The sequence below is a fragment of the Flavobacterium fluvii genome (assembly GCF_900129545.1).
In the GTDB taxonomy this organism is placed as follows: domain Bacteria; phylum Bacteroidota; class Bacteroidia; order Flavobacteriales; family Flavobacteriaceae; genus Flavobacterium; species Flavobacterium fluvii.
On sequence record NZ_FQWB01000003.1, the window covers coordinates 372545 to 392454 of the forward strand.

At 36.5% G+C, this 19910-nt stretch carries 19 protein-coding genes; 7 read left to right on the forward strand and 12 right to left on the reverse strand.

All coding sequences use genetic code 11. From position 1 onward, the window contains the following. Window positions 1–113: 113 nt before the first annotated feature. Together BUC16_RS09465 and BUC16_RS09470 are read right to left on the reverse strand one after the other, a co-directional pair. The gene (locus tag BUC16_RS09465) at window positions 114–944 is read right to left on the reverse strand and encodes a DUF6929 family protein (RefSeq protein ID WP_073370244.1); all 831 of its coding nucleotides are present in this window, start codon (window positions 942–944) and stop codon (window positions 114–116) included. A 196-nt stretch (window positions 945–1140) separates the two neighbouring features. After that, on the reverse strand, window positions 1141–1692 hold the full coding sequence (locus tag BUC16_RS09470) for a hypothetical protein (RefSeq protein ID WP_073370082.1): 552 nt from the start codon (window positions 1690–1692) through the stop codon (window positions 1141–1143). 218 nt (window positions 1693–1910) lie between these two features. Between BUC16_RS09470 and BUC16_RS09475 the strand changes: the two genes are divergently transcribed. Continuing rightward, window positions 1911–3287 (forward strand): MATE family efflux transporter, encoded by a 1377-nt coding sequence (locus BUC16_RS09475; RefSeq protein WP_073370245.1) that lies wholly within the window; start codon window positions 1911–1913, stop codon window positions 3285–3287. Between the two features lie 163 nt (window positions 3288–3450). After that, window positions 3451–3681, forward strand: a complete 231-nt coding sequence (locus tag BUC16_RS09480; RefSeq protein ID WP_073370084.1) for a DUF8828 family protein — start codon at window positions 3451–3453, stop codon at window positions 3679–3681. A 2-nt stretch (window positions 3682–3683) separates the two neighbouring features. On the opposite strand, the gene BUC16_RS09485 is transcribed toward BUC16_RS09480, so the two are convergent. From BUC16_RS09485 to BUC16_RS09495, 3 genes are read right to left on the reverse strand one after another with little or no spacing between them, the layout of a single operon-like run. After that, on the reverse strand, window positions 3684–5318 hold the full coding sequence (locus BUC16_RS09485) for an ArnT family glycosyltransferase (protein WP_073370086.1): 1635 nt from the start codon (window positions 5316–5318) through the stop codon (window positions 3684–3686). Then, window positions 5299–5931 (reverse strand): lipid-A-disaccharide synthase N-terminal domain-containing protein, encoded by a 633-nt coding sequence (locus BUC16_RS09490; RefSeq protein ID WP_073370087.1) that lies wholly within the window; start codon window positions 5929–5931, stop codon window positions 5299–5301. The genes BUC16_RS09485 and BUC16_RS09490 overlap by 20 nt, the downstream gene beginning before the upstream one ends. After that, entirely contained in the window at window positions 5931–6644 is a 714-nt protein-coding gene (locus tag BUC16_RS09495) for a glycosyltransferase family 2 protein (RefSeq protein ID WP_073370089.1), read from the reverse strand. Before BUC16_RS09495 ends, BUC16_RS09490 begins: the two co-directional genes overlap by 1 nt. Window positions 6645–6774: 130 nt before the next feature. Here BUC16_RS09495 and BUC16_RS09500 point away from each other — a divergent pair, with 130 nt between their 5' ends. Beyond that, window positions 6775–7716 carry an NAD-dependent epimerase/dehydratase family protein gene (locus BUC16_RS09500; protein ID WP_073370090.1) on the forward strand — a complete coding sequence of 314 codons (942 nt, stop codon included), beginning with the start codon at window positions 6775–6777 and terminating at the stop codon, window positions 7714–7716. Here BUC16_RS09500 and meaB read toward each other — a convergent pair. Then, the gene (gene meaB, locus BUC16_RS09505) at window positions 7704–8885 is read right to left on the reverse strand and encodes a methylmalonyl Co-A mutase-associated GTPase MeaB (RefSeq protein WP_084546142.1); all 1182 of its coding nucleotides are present in this window, start codon (window positions 8883–8885) and stop codon (window positions 7704–7706) included. The genes BUC16_RS09500 and meaB overlap by 13 nt on opposite strands. Before the next feature lie 81 nt (window positions 8886–8966). Here meaB and BUC16_RS09510 point away from each other — a divergent pair, with 81 nt between their 5' ends. The 3 genes from BUC16_RS09510 to BUC16_RS09520 all read left to right on the forward strand — a co-directional run bounded on the left by BUC16_RS09510 (window position 8967) and on the right by BUC16_RS09520 (window position 11851). Continuing rightward, a complete protein-coding gene (locus tag BUC16_RS09510; RefSeq protein ID WP_073370092.1) occupies window positions 8967–9878 on the forward strand; it encodes an AEC family transporter in 912 nt (303 codons plus the stop codon). Between the two features lie 47 nt (window positions 9879–9925). Next, window positions 9926–11146, forward strand: a complete 1221-nt coding sequence (locus BUC16_RS09515) for an MFS transporter (protein WP_073370093.1) — start codon at window positions 9926–9928, stop codon at window positions 11144–11146. Between the two features lie 66 nt (window positions 11147–11212). Next, window positions 11213–11851, forward strand: coding sequence for a peroxiredoxin (locus BUC16_RS09520; RefSeq protein WP_073370095.1), 639 nt, complete (start codon window positions 11213–11215; stop codon window positions 11849–11851). Window positions 11852–11959: 108 nt separating this feature from the next. On the opposite strand, the gene nudK is transcribed toward BUC16_RS09520, so the two are convergent. From nudK to BUC16_RS09550, 5 genes are all read right to left on the reverse strand, one after another. Further along, window positions 11960–12541 carry a GDP-mannose pyrophosphatase NudK gene (gene nudK / locus BUC16_RS09525; protein WP_073370096.1) on the reverse strand — a complete coding sequence of 194 codons (582 nt, stop codon included), beginning with the start codon at window positions 12539–12541 and terminating at the stop codon, window positions 11960–11962. 227 nt (window positions 12542–12768) lie between these two features. Continuing rightward, window positions 12769–14040: an adenylosuccinate synthase gene (locus tag BUC16_RS09535; protein ID WP_073370099.1), complete on the reverse strand. Its 1272-nt coding sequence runs from the start codon at window positions 14038–14040 to the stop codon at window positions 12769–12771. Between the two features lie 8 nt (window positions 14041–14048). After that, window positions 14049–14522 carry a Fur family transcriptional regulator gene (locus tag BUC16_RS09540; protein ID WP_073370101.1) on the reverse strand — a complete coding sequence of 158 codons (474 nt, stop codon included), beginning with the start codon at window positions 14520–14522 and terminating at the stop codon, window positions 14049–14051. Between the two features lie 86 nt (window positions 14523–14608). Next, window positions 14609–16828: a RelA/SpoT family protein gene (locus BUC16_RS09545; protein WP_073370103.1), complete on the reverse strand. Its 2220-nt coding sequence runs from the start codon at window positions 16826–16828 to the stop codon at window positions 14609–14611. A gap of 142 nt (window positions 16829–16970) precedes the next feature. Next, entirely contained in the window at window positions 16971–17756 is a 786-nt protein-coding gene (locus BUC16_RS09550; protein WP_073370104.1) for a TrmH family RNA methyltransferase, read from the reverse strand. Between the two features lie 127 nt (window positions 17757–17883). Here BUC16_RS09550 and BUC16_RS09555 point away from each other — a divergent pair, with 127 nt between their 5' ends. Continuing rightward, complete coding sequence (locus BUC16_RS09555; protein ID WP_073370106.1) at window positions 17884–18492, forward strand: trimeric intracellular cation channel family protein; 609 nt, start codon at window positions 17884–17886, stop codon at window positions 18490–18492. A gap of 84 nt (window positions 18493–18576) precedes the next feature. Here the strand turns inward: BUC16_RS09555 and BUC16_RS09560 are convergent, their stop codons facing one another. Beyond that, a complete protein-coding gene (locus tag BUC16_RS09560; RefSeq protein WP_073370248.1) occupies window positions 18577–19908 on the reverse strand; it encodes a DUF58 domain-containing protein in 1332 nt (443 codons plus the stop codon). Between the last annotated feature and the right edge of the window lie 2 nt (window positions 19909–19910).

Genomic DNA, 19910 nt, shown 5'->3' on the forward strand with positions numbered 1-19910 from the left:
ATCACAATTGTTGTCTTTCTACTAAAGAGGATTAAAAAGAGAAAAAGGTTGGAAAGCAGTTGAAATATTTTTGGATTTTACACCTTTGTCAAAGCTTCAAACTTTTACAAAGGTTATATTAATGGAATGGTTAATTTGTAAATATTTGTTTCCAAAACATCCGAATCATTGTCTTCGCAAATCAGAAATTGGATTTTGGTTTCGGTTTTATTGTAAAGCGTCAATCCTTCAAATTTTTGGTTGTCGGATATTTTTTGGGTGAACTCGATTTCAAAAGTTGTGTTATTCATTCTCCCAATGCTGCTTCCAAAAATTTCTCCGTCATCATAAGTGGAAGTGGTATTTTCGGCCGTGGCCAAAAAGTAAATTTTATCATCGACCAAAATGGCATCGGTAAACGAAGTTTCTATCTGTTTTATTTTTGGCAATTGGATTGGGACGAACTCGATAGTGCTGTTTTTATTGAGTTTGTTGTTTAGTATTGCGATTCCGTTTTTGGAATTAGCGCCATTTCCTCTTTGGAATAAAAGCCATTTTTCGTTGCAGAATAATGCCCCTTCAATGTTTAGTTCCTCATCGGAAATGGAAGTTGTTTGTTTTAGGTTTTGGTACAATTTTGACAAGTTTTTTTCGGCTACTTCGTTTGTGTCAAGATTATAGGTTATTCTTTTTTCTCTTTTGGGAGTGGAACCAGAACCTAAAAGATGAAGTTTTTTTCCTTTTAAAGCAATGGCTTCAAAATCGAATTTGTCTTTTTTGGAAATATTTTCCTGGTTGTTTTTGAATAGTTTTATTTTCGAAAGTTGTTTTTCCTGAACTTGATATTCATAAAGAAAAGAACTGTTGTCTGAAATGATGAACAAGGAATCGTCTTTGTAAACGAGTCCTGAAGCAGAACCAATTCCGATGATTTTGTACAAGAATTCGATTGTGAATTGTTCCATTAAAAAATATTTTTTGAAAAATATTACTTCACAAACTTCTATTTTCATAGGAGTTCAGTGAATTTCATTTGTCGTGAATGACAGAAATAAGCTCTTCAAAAATAAGGTATTTAGTAGCAACCTGAACTGAAAGCGAAAATTTTTTCACAAAAAAAATGCGCTGAATTACAGCGCATTTTTTTAAGAATTATCTTTTTTACAATTTAAAACCATATGCTACACGAACACCTAATTGGCCAACACCAATACCTTGTGATCCATTGTTATTTAATCTTTCAAAGTCATTGTAATGCTCATATCTCAAGGAGATGTCGATGCATTTTGTTGCATAACCAATACTTGGCGCTAAAAGTAATGAGGTTTGGTCATAATTATTTGACACTGCAAAAGCTGCACCAACTTCACCCATTACATAAAATTGGTCATTCCAAACGAAAGCTTTAAAACCAGCTTTTGCAGGAATAAATCCTAAATCATTCCCGTCGGCTTCGCTCACAAATAGATTTGAATATCCGGTTGTAAGTGTTACAGAGTATCTTTTTGAAAGGTCATACTGTAACCTTGCATCACCACCCAATGTTAATTTAAAAGGATCGTGAGCTGCATAACCTGCATTTAGCCCAACTCCCAAACGAAATCCTTGATCATAGTTTTTAGTATTTGCTGCTTCTTGTGCATGGGAATTAGTTGCGAACATTGTCGAGATTGCCAATACCAATACAATTTTAATTTTTTCTGTAGTTTTCATAATTTTGAATTTTGGGGTTATTAAAAATTTATTTTTTAGTGTTGCACTTTTCTGACAACACTGCAAAAGTAGGGCAGTTAACTATTGCAGATATTATAGAATTGCGTGTGTTTGTTACATAATTTTTGGATTATTATCTATAAATAAGTCATTATTAATGCAATAGTATTGAATGAATCAATTAGTTCTGATTACCTTTGCCAACTAAAAAAAACAAATTGAATTTATCCCAGTACACAAAAGAGTTTTCTTATAATTTAACATTGGCTTATCCCGTTATTTTGGGGATGCTCGGGCATACCTTGATAGGGATTGTCGATAATTTTATGGTTGGAAATCTTGGTTCTACCGAGTTGGCCGCAGTTTCTTTAGGCAATAGTTTCATCTTTATCGGAATGTCGCTGGGAATTGGGTTTTCCACAGCCATAACCCCTTTGATTGCGGAAGCAGATGCCGAGAAAGATGACAAGAAAATCAGGACTACTTTTCATCACGGATTGCTGCTGTGTACAATTTTGGGAATTGCCATATTCATTATGATTGTTTTGGCAAAACCCATAATGAGATTGATGAACCAACCCGAAGCGGTTGTGGATTTGGCTGCACCTTATATTGATTGGGTTGCATTTTCGTTGATTCCGATGATTATTTTTCAAGGTTACAAACAATTTGCAGATGGTTTGTCGCAGACCAAATATTCGATGTACGCCATTTATTTGGCCAACGTGGTTCACGTTTTCTTTAATTATGTGTTGATTTATGGTATTTGGGGTTTTCCAAAATTGGGGATTCTGGGAGCTGCATTGGGAACCGTGATTTCCAGAATCATGATGGTGGTTTTCATGCATTTTATTCTTCGGAAAAATGAAGCTTTCAAACGCTATTTCAAGAATTTTACTTTCAAGGAAATCAAGAAATCTATCTTGAAGAAAATCATTAATCTTGGTTTTCCTTCGGCATTGCAAATGCTGTTTGAAGTGACGTTGTTCACTGCGGCGATATGGCTTTCGGGTTCACTTGGCAAGAACAGTCAGGCGGCAAACCAAATTGCGCTAACTCTTGCCTCCTCCACATTTATGGTGGCCATGGGTTTTAGCGTTGCGGCGATGATTCGAGTTAGTAATGCCAAAGGGATGAAAGATTACAAACAATTGATAACTGTGGCTCGCTCCATTTTTTTATTGGCGATAATTGTGGAAATTTTCTTTGGTCTTGTTTTCGTGATTTCGCATAATTTTCTTCCGCATTTATTTTTGAATATGTCCGATGCCTCACAACAATTTGATAATGCAGAAATAATAATAATTGCGGCCAAATTGCTTTTGGTGGCAGCCGTATTCCAGATTTCGGACGGAATTCAGGTAGTTGTTCTCGGTGCTTTGAGAGGTTTGCAAGATGTCAAAATTCCAATGTACATTACCTTTGTGGCCTATTGGCTTATTGGTTTTCCAATTTCGTATTATTTAGGAACGAAGACTGATATGGGGGCAACCGGAATTTGGATAGGATTGTTGGCGGGATTGACGGCAGCTGCTTTGTTTTTGTATATTCGCTTTGCGAGTTTGACCAAAAGATTGGTATTGGAAAACGCCTAAAATTAAGCACAAAAAAGAAATTGCAACTTCACCAAACACCAAAATTATTTTTACGGGAAAAGAGGAAGTGTACAGTAATTTTGTCTGATAAATAATTAACTTTACGAGGTTTGAAATTCCAATAGGAATCTAAAACATAAATTCAAAAATCTAAAATTACAATATGGAATTACCAAAATTTTTACTGGGCGACAACACTGATTTTCCCGAAGATATTTTCATCATTCACCTTGATTATCCTAGATTCATCATCAATCTAAAAGACGATGAAGTGGAATTTATGGAAGAAGCCGAAGATCTTGACGAAGGTGAACTCAATGCAGAAATGGAAGGCTTAATTGAGCAAGCTAACGCATTTTATGACCGAGAAATGGAACGTTACGAGAAAGAGTAAAACTATTTTTTTGTGGCTAGATAATAAATCCTGAACAATCGGTCGTTGTGTTTTTTTGATTCCTTTGGAACTCTATTCAAATCAACGGTGGTTATCTTTTTCAAGTTATAGTCTTCCAGTTTCTTTTTCGAAAGAACACTGTCTGTTTTTGAAGCCAATAAACCAAATTTATCTTCCAAGGGTAAGTTTAGTTCATTGGTTTTTTCATTTAGTAAAACTGGAATGCTGGAGCCGTAATCCCATACAATTTCTGGGGTAAAATAACTCATGTCGTAGGTCTTTATGCCCAAGGTTTTTTCTTTTTCTTTTAATTCTTTTGCACTGTGATACTCAGGATTTATCAAGACGGCTTTGGTTAGTGGTAAGCCAAAAACAATTATGGCTACCTGAACTCCCACAACAGCATAAAATACGTTCAAAAAGTTTTTGTTTCTGAGATTTTGGAACAGAAGATAGCCTAAAATGAATAATGAAATGGTTAATCCAATCAGCCATAATTCGAATCCAGCAAGGTCATTTTTTATCTTTATGAATAATCCAACTGGAATGGCTACGCAGATAATTGCAATCAATCCGAAAGCGAAATTGATTACTGCTTTTTCAATTTTCAAGCTGATGTTTTTAAAATTGCGAATCAAATACTCAATATAAAATCCAGTGTTTAAAGCCAACGGAATTAGTACGGGTAATAAATATCTTGATTTTTTTTCAGGAATTATCGAAAGTAAAACTACTGCGGCCAATGTCCAGATTAAAGTAAATTGATAGGCTTTTAAATTGCTGACCCTGGTTTTTAAATACGGATATAATAGTGCTATAAATGCAGGAACTGTCCAAATTCCGCATTGGACAAAAAAGTCCCAATAATAGTAAAACGGCCTGACGTTGTAACTTCCCCATCGGCTGCTTTCTAGTTTGGTAACCCTTGAAACTGTTTCTGGGTCTATATACCGTACATACAAAGGCCACGACAAGCCAATGCAAAATCCGATTAGTAAAATTAAAAAAACATAAAATTTTTTGTCGTTTAATTCAAATTTGTAAATGATGCCATACGCTATCAAGAAAGGCAATAATAAGCCATAAACTGAAATGGGGCCTTTGCTCAGGAAGGACAACCCAAAAAATAATCCAGCCAAACAAGCATTGAGGAAGGAATGGTTTTTATCGTTTAGAAACTTCCAGAAAAAGACAATGCAAACCATCATGAAACTATGGGTGTACATATCCCATTGATTGTCCCTACCCGCAAAATAGATGTAAAAGGAAGTGATTAAAATGAGCCCGTTGTGAAAATTCTGTTGTTTGTCCAGTCCTAATTTTTCGGATAATTTGTGGGTGCTGAATACCAATAACAATGTAATTAAAACCACGGGCAATCGCAATCCAAAAATGTTTTCAAATCCAAAAAACTTGCCAAATTCGGCTGTCAACCATGTAGGCAACGGCGGTTTTTCGTAACGTGGCATATCATTGATGGTGGTCAATATCCAATTGTTGTTCTTCACCATTTCTCTGGCCGTGATAAAGTTTCTGGCCTCCATGATGTCCACTTCAATAACGCTTAAATGTGGGATAAGCATGAAGCAAGAAACCAATAAAAGCCACAAGACGTATTTATGCTTTAAGTTTGACATCTTTTCTTATGATAATTATATTTCGTGAATAAACCACCAATCCCATAGCGTTTCCTACAAATAAAACAGGGTCTTTCCGTATTATGGCATAAATAAAAATCAATACGGAACCAATTAAACTAATGACCCAAAAACCCATTGGCAAGACAGAACTTTTGATTTTTTCGGAATAAATCCATTGGTAAATAAATCGAAAGGTAAAAAGGATCTGTGAAAATATACCTAGGAACAATAGCCATTGCGGAATGTTTTCGTTCTTGAATAAATGATCGACATCTATGACATTATTATTGTAACCGTACCAAACTATAAATGCTGGAAAAATCAATATAAACCAACGCAAAAAAGTTGGGATTTTCGTCCAATCATTTTGTAATTGAATGTTGCGAATGTAAATGTAGTAAGTTATAGATTGTCCAAGCATAATTGAAAAATCGTGTCTTAAATAACCATAAACAAATAATAGGAACGAAGCCAACAAACTGATTTCCCAAAACAATACTGGATTAATCACTTTTTTGTTTTTTTCGGAGATTATCCATTGCAAAATCATTCGGCTCGAAAATAATATTTGAGCCAAAAAACCTATGGAATATATTAAATATTGGTTCATTATCCCTGTTTTGCCACGCGGTAATTAAGGTACTTTTTCTTCATCCATAAATAGGCGAAACAATCTTGCAATGGACCTAAAAGTCTGTTCCAAAGATTGAATTTTGAAACTCCTGCCACTCTTGGAAAGTGTCTTACGGGAGTTTGCTTGATTTTGCCATTTTGCAATAAAATCATGGCAGGCAAAAATCGGTGCAGTCCGTTGAACATGGGTATTTTTTTGGCCATGTCCGTTCGGATTATTTTTAACGGACAACCGGTATCGTCTATTCCGTCATTTGTAAAAGCTCTTCGAATGCCATTGGCAATTAGGGAAGACATATTTTTTACAAATGAATCCTTTCTGTTGGAGCGCACTCCGGTAACCAAATCAAATTCATCGGTGTAGTCTATTAAAATATTGAAATCTTCGGGAGCTGTTTGCAAATCGGCATCGATGTAACCCACCCATAGAGTATCGGCATAATCAAAACCCGCTTTGACGGCAGCACTCAAACCACAGTTTTTTTCGAAAGTGATGAACGTGAATTCTTCGTTGTTGGCACAGATTTTTTCAATCAAAGATTGACTATTGTCTTTCGATCCATCATTTACAAATAAAATTTTGGACTTTTTCTTGGCGATTTTCAGAAATACGTTCATTTCTTGATGCATACGATCAAGATTACCTTCTTCGTTATAAACGGGTATAATGATTGTTAGTTCAAATTCCATATTTCATAATGTTTTTTATACAAAAGTATTTTATTTTGAGAAAAAATAGCTTAGTAAAGTATTGAAATTTGGTAATAAGCAAGAGAAAAGGAATATTTATTTTTACTTTTGATATGTAATTTCGAGTGCCATGAAAATACTAATAACAGGAGCTGCTGGATATATTGGTTCACATGTTGCAGAGCGTTTGCAATTGCAAGGTTATAATGTGGTTGGATTGGATAATTTTTCGGATTACTACGACGTTTCTTTAAAGGAAATGAATGCCAATGTACTAAACTTGAAAGGAATAAAAATTGAAAAAATAGACCTTAGATTCGCTGAACAATTGAATTTTTTGTCAACTGATTTTGATTATATCTTTCATTTTGCCGCCCAACCTGGTATTTCTGGCTCTTCCAGTTTTGAAGATTATTTAGGGAATAATGTAATTAGCACTAAAAATTTATTGGATTTTGCCCTAAAAAATCAAAAGTTGAAACTTTTTGTCAATATTGGCACATCATCTATTTATGGCATTCACGCCACTTTTGACGAGTCATTTGTTCCAGAGCCTGTTTCTTTTTATGGTGTAACCAAATTGACGGCCGAACAATTAATTTTGGCTAGCAGCAGAGTCGAAAAAATAAAAGCGTGTTCCCTAAGATTGTTTTCGGTTTACGGTCCTAGGGAAAGACCCGAAAAACTATACGCCAAATTGATTGCCAATGCCTTCAATGACATTGCTTTTCCATTGTATAAAGGAAGTAAAAAACACCTGAGAAGTTTTACTTATGTTCAAGACATTGTTGACGGTATTGTGAGTGTTATTGGCAAAGAAGATTTGGTCAATAATGAAATCATCAATTTAGGCACGGAAGTAGAAAATACGACCCAACAAGGTATTGAAATCGTGGAGCAGATTCTAAACAAAAAAATAATAATAGATGTTGTCAATGCCAGGGCTGGTGACCAAATAAGAACCAAGGCAGTAATTGATAAAGCCAGAAAACTATTGAATTATAATCCGCAAACCAGTTTAAGACAAGGATTGGAAGAGCAAGTGAAGTGGTATCAGGATCATTTCTTGTAGTCGTGATAAATGTTCAATAATAACTGAGCGGCTGCAAAAGGTGAAAATTCACCGTTTCGCACCGCTTTTTTAGTAGCATCCAAAAGTTTTTGGATTTCTGGATGATTGTAAAAATTGGTTTTTAATTGCTCGTTGATGGTTTCCAACAGCCAATATTGGTTTTGTTCTTTTCGGTTTTCAATAAAATAATGATTCGTTTTGGCGAATTCAACATACTGTTCGATGGTTTTCCAAATTTCTGGAATTCCTTCGTGGGTTAAAGCACTACAAGTGGTAGTTGTTGGTTTCCAACCCGATTTTTTGGTGGGGAATAAATGCAAAGCCCTGTTGAATTCTGCTTTCGCCAAATTTGCTTTTTTGATATTGTCGCCATCAGCTTTGTTGATAACGATGGCATCGGCCATTTCCATAATGCCCCGTTTGATGCCTTGCAATTCGTCGCCGGCACCGGAAATTTTCAACAATAAAAAGAAATCGACCATACCGTGGACTGCAGTTTCGCTTTGTCCAACGCCAACGGTTTCTATGAGTATCGTGTCAAAACCGGCAGCTTCACAAAGCGTGATGGCTTCCCTGGTTTTTCGAGCCACGCCGCCCAAAGTTTCTCCCGAAGCCGAAGGCCTGATAAATGCATTTGGGTCTTTTACCAATTCCTCCATTCGGGTTTTGTCTCCCAAAATGCTTCCATGCGAAATCGTACTGCTGGGATCAACGGCTAAAACGGCGACTTTTTTTCCTAGCGAAGTCAAATGATTGCCAAAAGATTCTATAAAAGTACTTTTTCCAACACCTGGAACTCCCGTGATTCCTATTCGAATAGATTTATTGGCATGTGGCAAGCAGGCAGTAATCACTTCATTGGCTTTCGCCAAATGGTTGACATTGGTGCTTTCTACCAAAGTAATCGCACGACTCAAGGCAGAAGTTTTTCCAGACAAAATGCCTTCGATCAATTCCTGTGCAGAAGGTTGTTTTTTTCTAAACTTCTGGACTTGTTTGACTGCGCTTGAACTGATGAATTCTGGCTGGGAAACGCCAGGTTTTTCGTGTAAACTGCTCGTATGTTCCTTTTTATTGGCCAAAATAATTTGTTTGAAAAGTAAAAGTAGTGAAAACAAAAACAGTTTCAAAAAGCCACTGCTTAATGAAACTGTTTTATTAATAGGCATCGTTAATAATACAGAATCAAAATAATGATTTCCCTGTTTCAAAATAAATTTAAGTGGTATTTTTGCATTCAATTCTGCACTATGTACAACTTTATCCTGATTTTTGTTTTCTTGTTTCTTGGAATTGTTTTGCAAAAGATAAAACGCTTTCCAACCGATATTTATAAATTATTCAATAAAATTGTAATATATCTTTGCCTTCCTGCATTGGCACTTTTTTACATCCCAAAAATCAAATTAGACACTCATTTGTTGTTTCCTATAGGAGTAACTTGGATTGGTTTTACAACAGCGATTTTGTTTTTCAGTTTTTTGGGTGCAAGATTCAAATGGTCCAAAAAATTGACCGGATGCTTGATTTTAACAGCCGGTTTTGGGAATACTTCGTTTTTGGGTTTTCCAATTATCCAGGCCTTGTACGGTGAAGAAGGATTGAAGGCAGCGATTATTGTCGATCAGCCGGGAACTTTTGTCGTGCTTTCCACCTTGGGAGTCATCGTGGCCACTTTGTATTCTACAGGAAACCCAAATGGATTTTACATCGCCAAAAAAATCATCTTTTTCCCTCCGTTTATCGCTTTCTTGTTGGCGTGTTTCATGAATGTTTTCCAATTTGATTTTCATCAATACGTCCAGTTTGGATTACTGAAAATAGGTAGCGTAATGACGCCTTTGGCGATGCTTTCGGTGGGATTGCAATTGCATTTTGACAAGAAGAGCAAACATTGGAAATTCTTGCGATTGGGACTTTTGTATAAATTGATTTTGACTCCAGCTTTGATTTATTTTTTGTACGTGGTTGTTTTTGACCAGCACTCCAAAATGATTCAGGTTTCGATAATGGAGGCAGCAATGGCACCAATGATTTCTGCAAGCATTATTGCCGCTTCCCACGGTTTGAAACCCAGATTATGCAGTATGATGATTGGTTTTGGAATCCCCATTTCTTTTGTCACATTGGTGTTCTGGTATTTTGTTGCCAATTCTATATAATCTGCTTTTTTGTTCCAATTTTTATATCCCATTAATTTTATTCCAGTATGAGTACTTTAACCAATACAGCATCAGCAATTGACGAAAATTCGATAGTTCAAAAAACAGTTTATTCGATATTGTTTTCGATAGCATTTGCCCATTTGTTAAACGATTTGATGCAGGTAGTCATTCCTTCTACTTATCCTTTGTTGAAGGAGAAATTTAGTCTTTCTTTTACTCAAATTGGATTGATCACTTTTGTCTTTCAGCTAACTGCTTCTATATTGCAGCCCTTCATTGGGTTTTATACCGATAAAAAACCAAAACCATATTCATTGGTAATTGGAATGATTTTTACGATTTTAGGTTTGGCCTTTTTATCGCTTTCAACTGCTTTTTGGATGTTGTTGGTGTCGGTTTCATTCGTAGGGATTGGTTCGTCAATATTTCATCCGGAAGCTTCCCGAGTTGCATTTTTAGGGTCAGGAGGAAAACGAGGTTTGGCTCAGTCTATTTTTCAATTAGGCGGAAATGCAGGTAGTGCCATTGGACCATTATTAGTGGCTTTGATTGTAGCTCCTCACGGACAATCGTATATCATTTGGTTTGTTATTGCAGGTATTTTGGGAATGATTATTTTGTCAAAAATTGCCGTTTGGTATCAAAATCATTTGGAATTACGTGCTTCCAAAAAGGTAGTTCTTGAAGAAGAAACCATTCATCTGTCTAAAAGAAAAGTCAATATTTCGCTTGCCATTTTACTGTTCTTGATTTTTTCGAAGTTTGTCTATATGGCTAGTATGTCCAATTATTTTACTTTTTATTTGATGGATAAATTTGGATTGAGCATACAAGATTCCCAGTTTTATTTATTTGGATTCTTGGCATCGGTGGCGGCTGGAACATTAATTGGCGGGCCATTGGGAGACCATTTTGGCAGGAAATACATTATTTGGATTTCTATTCTGGGAGCAGCGCCTTTTACTTTATTGTTGCCGTATGCCAATTTGTTTTGGACAGGAATTTTAGCGGTAATTATTGGCATAATTATAGCTTCGGCATTTTCGGCAATTTTGGTTTTTGCACAGGAATTAATGCCTGGAAAAGTTGGAATGATTTCCGGATTGTTCTTTGGTTTTGCCTTTGGAATTGCAGGAATTGGGTCGGCACTTTTGGGTTATTTAGCCGATCATACCAGCATTGAATATGTGTATAAAATAACTTCTTTTCTCCCGTTGATTGGTGTGATGACCTATTTTCTGCCAGATATGAAGAAGAAAAAATAATGTAATTTTCCTTGTTGAGAGTATTGCTTTTTTGAGTAATTTTAGTAACCAAAAAAAACAACAATTATGGCAACACTACGTTTAGGAGATACAGCTCCCGATTTTACGGCAGAAACAACATTTGGAACAATAAATTTTCACGAATGGTTAGGAGATTCTTGGGGTGTTTTATTTTCGCATCCAGCAGATTTCACGCCAGTTTGTACCACCGAATTAGGAACAGTGGCAAATTATTATCCTGAATTTGTAAAGAGAAATACAAAAGTTATAGCATTAAGCGTTGATGGACTGGAATCTCATAAAGAATGGATAAAAGACATCAATGAAACGCAAGGAACAACGGTAAATTTTCCGATTATTGCTGACGAAGACAAAAAAGTGGCTAATTTATACGACATGCTTCACCCCAATGCAAGTGATAAATTCACGGTGCGTTCGGTTTTTGTGATTGGAGCAGACAAAAAAATCAAATTGACTTTGACGTATCCAGCATCTACAGGCAGAAATTTTGACGAATTACTGCGCGTGATTGATAGTTTGCAATTGACCGCCAATTACAGCGTTGCAACACCGGCCAACTGGAAAGACGGAGAAGATGTGGTTATTGTACCTGCCATAGCGGACGAAGATATTCCTGCCAAATTTCCAAAAGGATATAATAGAATTAAGCCTTACTTGAGAATGACGCCTCAGCCTAATAGATAAGAATTTTAGGTTTTAGCCAATAAAAAAAGTACAATGAGAAATCCTTGTACTTTTTTTTTCATAAGTTAGACTTAAATGAACTTACATAACTTATATGGTTGAGAAAAATTAAACCAGCTTGTTTATTTTGGCATATTGCAACAACATTACAGTTTTGGCATCCTTGATTTCTCCCGTTGCAATCATTGCATAAGCGTTGTCAAAAGAAAGTTCAATTACTTCAATATGTTCTTGTTCGGCATCGAGTCCACCGCCTTCATGCACTTTCATTGACTCATCGTATTCGCCCACAAATAAATACAAGATTTCGGTCACGGCACCAGGCGACATAAAGGTTTCAAAAACTTTCTGAACCGTTGAAATTCGATATCCTGTTTCTTCTTCCGTTTCCCGAATGATGCATTGCTCGGGATTGTCTTTGTCCAAAAGTCCGGCGCAAACTTCAATCATCATTCCTGTTTTGTTGCCGTTTAGGTAGGACGGCAACCGAAACTGGCGCGTTAAAATCACTGTTTTTTGAGTTGAATTGTAAAGCAAAATAGCGGCTCCATTTCCTCGGTCATACACTTCGCGAATATGGGTTTCAGTGTTCTTGTCTTCTTCTTGGTAATCGTAAGTTACTTTGTTCAAGATATACCAATTGTCTGAAAGCAATTCGGTTTTTTGGATGGTTATTTTTGGGTTGTTCATTTGAATTTTTCGAATTTAGTTGTCACAGAAATTTAGTGGATTTTATATAGAGTTTAAAGTTTTTACCGCAGATTCGCAGATTTTTAAAATTATTATTTGTAATCTGCGAATCTGCGGTAAAAAAATAGTAACAGTAAAGGTTTTATTGGCTAATCAAATTTATGAAATTAAATTCATAGTATTTGATGTAAAAAAAAACGTCCCGATGTATCGGGACGTTTAAGTTATTATTTTAAAATTGTTTGCTTTCTGTCTGGTCCAACAGAAACAATTTTTATTGGCACTTCAACAGCCGCTTCAATAAATTCGATGTATTCTTTCAACTCGATTGGCAATTCCTCATAAGTGGTCATTCCAGTCAAATCAGCTTTCCATCCTTTGAATTCTTTGTAAACAGGAGTCACGTTTTCAGGCTCGATATTGTAAGGGAAATGCGAAATGTTTTTTCCTTTGTAATTGTATTCCGTACATACTTTTAATGTGGAGAATCCTGAAAGAACGTCGCCTTTCATCATCATTAATTGCGTTACACCATTGATTTGAACGGCATATTTCAAGGCCACTAAATCCAACCATCCACAACGTCTTTGTCTTCCTGTCACGGAACCAAATTCGTTACCAACGCGTGCCATTGTGGCACCATCTTCGTCAAAAAGTTCGGTTGGGAAAGGACCGCTTCCCACACGAGTTACATAGGCTTTGAAAATTCCATAAACTTCCTTGATTTTGTTTGGAGCAATTCCTAAGCCGGTACAAGCACCAGCCGCAGTAGTATTGGATGAAGTTACAAATGGATAGGTTCCAAAATCAACATCAAGCAATGAACCTTGAGCCCCTTCGCACAAAATTGATTTTCCTGCTCTTTGTGCTTGGTTCAAATATTCTTCGCTGTCTATGAAATCTATTTTTTTCAATTCTTCGATGGATTCAAAGAATTCTTTTTCCATTTCTTCTAAATTGTATTGAATGTTTACATCATAGAATGCAATCATTTCTTCGTGTTTGTTTGCCAAAGCACGGTATCTTTCCTTGAAATCTTCTAGTTCGATATCGCCAACACGGATTCCGTTTCTACCAGTTTTGTCCATATAAGTTGGTCCAATTCCTTTAAGAGTGGAACCAATTTTGGCTTTCCCTTTTGAAGCTTCTGAAGCTGCATCCAGCAAACGGTGTGTCGGTAAAATTAAATGTGCTTTTCTTGAAATGATTAATTTGGATTTGATGTCCATGTTAAATTTAGCCAATCCTTCGATTTCTTTTTGAAAAACAACAGGGTCAATAACTACTCCATTTCCGATGATGTTAACGGCAGTTTTATGAAAAATCCCGGAAGGAATAGTTCTAAGGACATGTTTTATTCCGTCGAATTCTAAAGTGTGTCCAGCATTTGGGCCTCCTTGAAAACGAGCAATAATATCGTATTTTGAAGTAAGAACGTCAACTATTTTTCCTTTTCCTTCATCTCCCCATTGTAATCCTAATAATAAATCTGCGGTCATTCTATTTGTTATTTTTCGTTAATTTCTGAGTTATTTTTTTTTGTTGCGTATAAATATAAGGAGTGATTTGAAATATTGATGTTGAATATTTCCTCCATTGTTTTTTTGATAGTTTGAATTCTGGGATCACAAAATTCGATTACTTCTCCAGTATCCGTCATAATAATATGGTCGTGTTGCTTGTCGAAATATGATTTTTCATAATGCGCCTGATTTTGTCCAAATTGGTGTTTGCGAACCAAACCAGATTCCAACAAAAGCTCGATAGTGTTGTACAGCGTAGCCCTACTCACGCGATAGTTTTTGTTTTTCATTTTGATGTATAGATTTTCTATGTCAAAATGCTCTTCGCTGTCATAAATTTCTTGAAGTATGGCGTAACGCTCTGGCGTTTTGCGATGTCCATGAGACTCAAGATATATTGTAAAAACATTTTTTACAATTTCTTGATTGTTACTATTATTGGATGAAATTTGTGTCATATCGTGCAAAGATAAATTTTATTTTTTAGTTTGGAAGTTTAAAAGTTTATAAACTAAACCTAAACTAAACAGTTTTATTTTTTTAGTTAATTTTTATACTCTCGGGTTACCTTTTCGATGCCGTCAATTTTCTTGATATTGTCCATTAATCTTTTCAAAATAGTGTTGTTTTGTACGATGACCGCTATTTGTCCGTTGAATATTCCTGCATCTCCGCTCAAAGAGATACTTTGAATGTTTACGTTCATGTTGTCCGAAATTACCTTGGTCAATTTGTTGGTCAGTCCTATGGTGTCCATTCCGGTGATGTGCAAAATCGCTTTGAATTCTTGTTGGGAGGAATCAATCCATTTGGCCAAAATAATTCGATACGCATAATTCGACTGCAAACTGATGGCGTTGGGGCAGTCCTTTTTGTGGACTTTTATTCCTTCATTTATGGTGATGAAGCCAAAAACTTCGTCGCCGGGAATAGGGTTGCAACAGTTTGACAGTTTGTAATCCAATTTGTCTTGGTCTGCTCCAAAAACCAGCATGTCGTAATTGCTGTTCAATACCTGTTTATGGATATCTTCGCTGGCAGTACTTGGAGAGCGCTTGATTTTGTTTTTGAAAAAATTGATGAAAGTGTTGCTTTTCTGGGCAGCATAATCTTTTAATTGCTGGTTTTCGATGGCTCCAATTCCCACTCGGTAAAACAAATCCAGGCTCGTTTTTAGTTTAAAGAAATTCACTAATTCGTTGACAACGGATTCGCTTAGCGTAATTTTCAAATGCTTTAATTTTCGAGTAAGCAATTCTTTTCCTTCCTCGGCAATTTTTTTCGTGTTTTCGTTTAGAACGTTTTTAATTTTATTTTTTGCCCTGGAAGTCGTCACGTAATCCAGCCAGTTGACGGTCGGTTTTTGATGTTGCGAGGTAATCACTTCAATTTGGTCACCACTTTTCAGCTCATGATTCAGAGGAACCAATCTTCCGTTAACCCGCGTTCCCCTGGTGCGAATTCCAATTTCGGAGTGGATACTGAAGGCGAAATCAAGTGAAGTGGCTCCTTTTGGCAACGATTTTATTTCTCCTTTTGGTGTAAAGACGAAGATTTCTTTGGAATATAAATTCATTTTGAAGTCTTCCACAAAATCCACGGCATTGGTTTCAGGATTTTCCAAAGCTTCTTTCAAGAGATTCAACCAGGCATCCAGACCGCTGTCTTCCGAACCTCCTTGTTTGTATTTGTAATGGGCAGCGTATCCTTTTTCGGCAATTTCGTCCATGCGTTCGCTTCGTACCTGAACTTCCACCCAACGTCCTTTTGGTCCCATAACCGTGATGTGCAAGGCTTCGTAGCCCGTGGTTTTTGGCGATGAAATCCAATCGCGTAAACGGCTGGGACTTGGCCTGTAATGATCGGTTACGATGGAATATATTTTCCAAGCCAAGAATTTTTCTTCGTGGGGATTGGATTTGTAAACGATGCGCAAGGCAAATTTGTCGTAAACTTCATCGAAGCTTACGCCTTGAACCTTCATTTTTCTGTAAATGGAATAAATGGATTTGGGTCTTCCCTTTATGATGTAATCCATTTTTTCTTCGTCCAATGCTTTTTTTAGGATGTCGGAAATGTCTTTTATGTAAGCGTCTTGCTCTTCTTTGGTTTCTTTTATTTTACTTACGATGTCGTTGTAAATTTCGGGTTCGGTATATTTTAACCCTAAATCTTCCAGTTTGTTTTTTATTTTATACAGGCCTAAACGATGAGCCAAGGGTGCATAAATGTATAAAGTTTCGGAGGCAATTTTGACTTGCTTGTAATCGTCCATCGTGTCCAAAGTTTGCATGTTATGCAATCTGTCGGCAATTTTGATAAGGATTACTCGCACGTCATCGTGAAGCGTGAAGAGCATTTTTCTGAAATTCTCGGCCTGCATCGAGACATTCATTTCCTTTTGGACTTTCGAAATTTTTGTCAATCCTTCCACCAATTGTGCCACTTTGGGATTGAACATTTTTTCAATATCTTCTACTGTTATTGGCGTGTCTTCAACCACGTCGTGCATCAAGGCAGCTGCAATGGCCGTCGCTCCCAAACCTATTTCCGAAGCCACGATTTTGGCCACGGCAATGGGATGGAAGAAGTAGGCTTCCCCGGATTTTCTCCTTTGGTCTTTATGGGCATCCATGGCGACATCAAAAGCCTTGCGAATCAGTTTCTTGTCTTCGGCGGTCAGAGTTTGATAACTAATGCGAAGTAATTCTTTGTATTCCTGAAGAATTGCCTTGTTTTCTTTTTCAAAATCTATTTCTAACATAAAAGTATAGTTGATTTTTTAAAAATACGTATAACTACTGATATATGCAAAAATTAATTGCCAATTAAAAATTAAAAATCAGGGATTGCAATTATGCGAAACCCCGTAAAATATAGAATCTTGTATGAATTAACGCAGAAATCTAAAATCCTCTTTGTCTTTTGGCTTCAAAAATTAGAATGGCTGCTGCAACCGAAACGTTCATGCTGTCGATTTCGCCTTGCATCGGGATGATGATGTTTTGCGTGGCTGCATCTCGCCATTCTTGGGTCAGTCCGGTGGCTTCCGTACCGACAACCAAGGCGGTTGGATTGGTGTAATCTTGGGTGTGATAGGAAGTCGAGTTTTGCAAAGTGGCGCAATAAATATTGATTTGTCGCTCTTTCAAGAAGGCAATAATTTCGGTAGTTGTTCCTGTTGCAATTTGATTGGTAAACAAACAACCCACGCTGGATCGAACGATATTTGGATTATACAAATCACTTTTGGGATTGGCAATAATCACGGCATCTAGGTTGGCAGCATCGGCGGTTCGCAACAAGGCACCAATGTTTCCCGGTTTTTCCGGTGCTTCAGCCACTAGAATCAATGGGCTTTTGGATAATTTTAAATCCGATAATTGGAGGGATTTGGTTTTGGCCACGGCCAAAATTCCTTCGGTGGTATCGCGATACGCCAGTTTTTGATAAACTTCTTTTGAAATTTCGATTAATTCGGTGCTTTTTGACAGTTTTTGGGCTTCATTTTCCGAGATTAATTCGGGTAAAAACAAAATCATTTCCATTGTATACCCACCTTTCATTGCGATTTCGATTTCTCTTTTGCCCTCAATCAAAAAAGTGCCTGATTGTTTGCGTGCTTTTGCTTTTTCCTGCAATAACACCAAGGATTTTATGAAAGGATTTTGGATGGAAGTGATTTGTTTCAATTTAATAAAATAAGTGTTTTGAATTGGCTAAAATACTAAGAATTTTTTAATATGAAATTATAAGGATTGACTAAAAAAAAATAGAATCATTTGATTTATTTTTGCCAAAAATTAAATTTCTGTTTTGATGTTCGAATTTTTAGAAATAATAGGTGTTGCGGCTTTTGCCATGTCGGGTTCCTTAACTGGAATGCATAAAAAATTAGATCTTTTTGGCGTTTTTGTCATTGCACTGGCCACCTCTTTTGGAGGCGGGACTTTACGTGATATATTGATGGGCGAAAAGGTTTTCTGGCTCAAAACCGAAAATTTGATTTATATTTATGTTGCCGTTTTGGGCTATCTATTGGCTGTTTTTTTTCATAAAAAATTAGAATATTTTCGTGTTTCGCTATTTTTATTCGATACAATAGGATTGGGTCTATATACCTTGGTGGGGCTTGAAAAAGGTTTGGTTTTCGGATTTAATCCTGTTGTATGTGTTGCATTGGGTACTATTACTGCCTGTTTTGGAGGAGTGACTCGGGATATTTTATGCGCTGAGGTGCCTAATTTATTTAAACAGGAAATCTATGCGACCATTTGCGTGGCTGGAGGAATTGTTTTTTTCGGATTGAAAAAAATAAATATGGACGATGACATGTTGTATTTGACAACTTCGCTTTTTATTATAGCAGTGCGATTATTGGCTGTTAGATACAAATGGCAAATCAAGCCACTAAAAATGGAGAACTAATTAGTTGTTATTGTTCACATTTTGATCAAAAGATAATTGGCATCATTTCGCATAAATCCCAAATCTGTAATCTCAAATCTGAATTTAAAGAATCCCTCTTGCCTTGATTTCCAAATATTTGTTGATGGTGTCCAAAGTCAGGTTTTCAGGCTGGGTAAGCACCGAATAAATGCCGTATTTCTTAAGTTCGTTGACGATTAGTCGTTTCTCGAAAGAAAATTTCTCGGCGATTACTTTGTCATAGACTTCTTGAATGTTTTCGGCTTTTTTGTTGATGAGTTGGTTCAGTTCGGTGTTGTTGAAGAAAACCACGACCAACAAATGGTTTTTGGCAATGCCTTTCAAATAGGGCAGTTGCCGATGCAAACCGTCCATCGTTTCGAAATTGGTGTACAAAACGATCAAACTTCTTTGATTGATGTTTTTCTTGATGTCGGTGTACAAACGGCTGAAATCACTTTCGAAAAAATCGGTTTTGATGTTGTACAAGGTTTCCAGAATTTTGTGCATTTGCGAAGCGCGCCTTTCGGCAAAAACCCGGTTTTCCACCTTTTTTGAAAAGGTCAACATTCCCGCCTTGTCCTGTTTTTTTAAGATGACATTCGACAAAACCAGCGTGGCATTGATGGCATAATCCAGCAAGCTCAATCCGTTGAAAGGCATTTTCATCACGCGACCTTTGTCGATAATCATGTAAACCGATTGTGATTTTTCGTCCTGAAATTGATTGACCATCAAGGCATTTTTCTTGGCGGTAGCTTTCCAATTCAGGGTTCGTATATCATCTCCTTGATTGTATTCCTTGATTTGTTCAAACTCCATCGTGTGTCCAATTCTCCTGATTTTCTTGATGCCGTATTGAAACAAATTGTTGGAAAAAGCCATCAAACTGTATTTTCGTAACTGAATGTAGGATGGATAAGTGGGTACCATTCTTTGATTGTCGAATTGGAAACGTCTCGAAATTAAAAACAAGGGCGAAGAAACATACACGTTCAAATTTCCGAAATAATATTCGCCACGCTCGGTAGGACGCAAATAATATTGGATTTCTTTTTCAGAAGAAGCCTTGATTTTTTGCTTGATTCCAAAATTCCGCACCTGAAACTGGAAAGGAATTTCGTCAATTAGTTGCACCGAAATCGGGAAAGTATAATAGTTTTTGATGTTGACTTTTATTTCATTTTCATCGCCATTGGACAGTTTTTCGGACATCATTCTAATTCCTTCGATGCCGTTTTTGGTAAAAAACAAAATCAAGACATCCAAAACCAAAAAAGTCAATAAAATCAATACAACATACCAAGTGGCGTTGTACAATGCGGGAAATATAAAGGCCAAAACAAACAGTCCCACAACGCCCAAAAGCGCATAGAAAAAGAAATTGTTGATGTATAAACTTTTTAGTAGTTTCATAA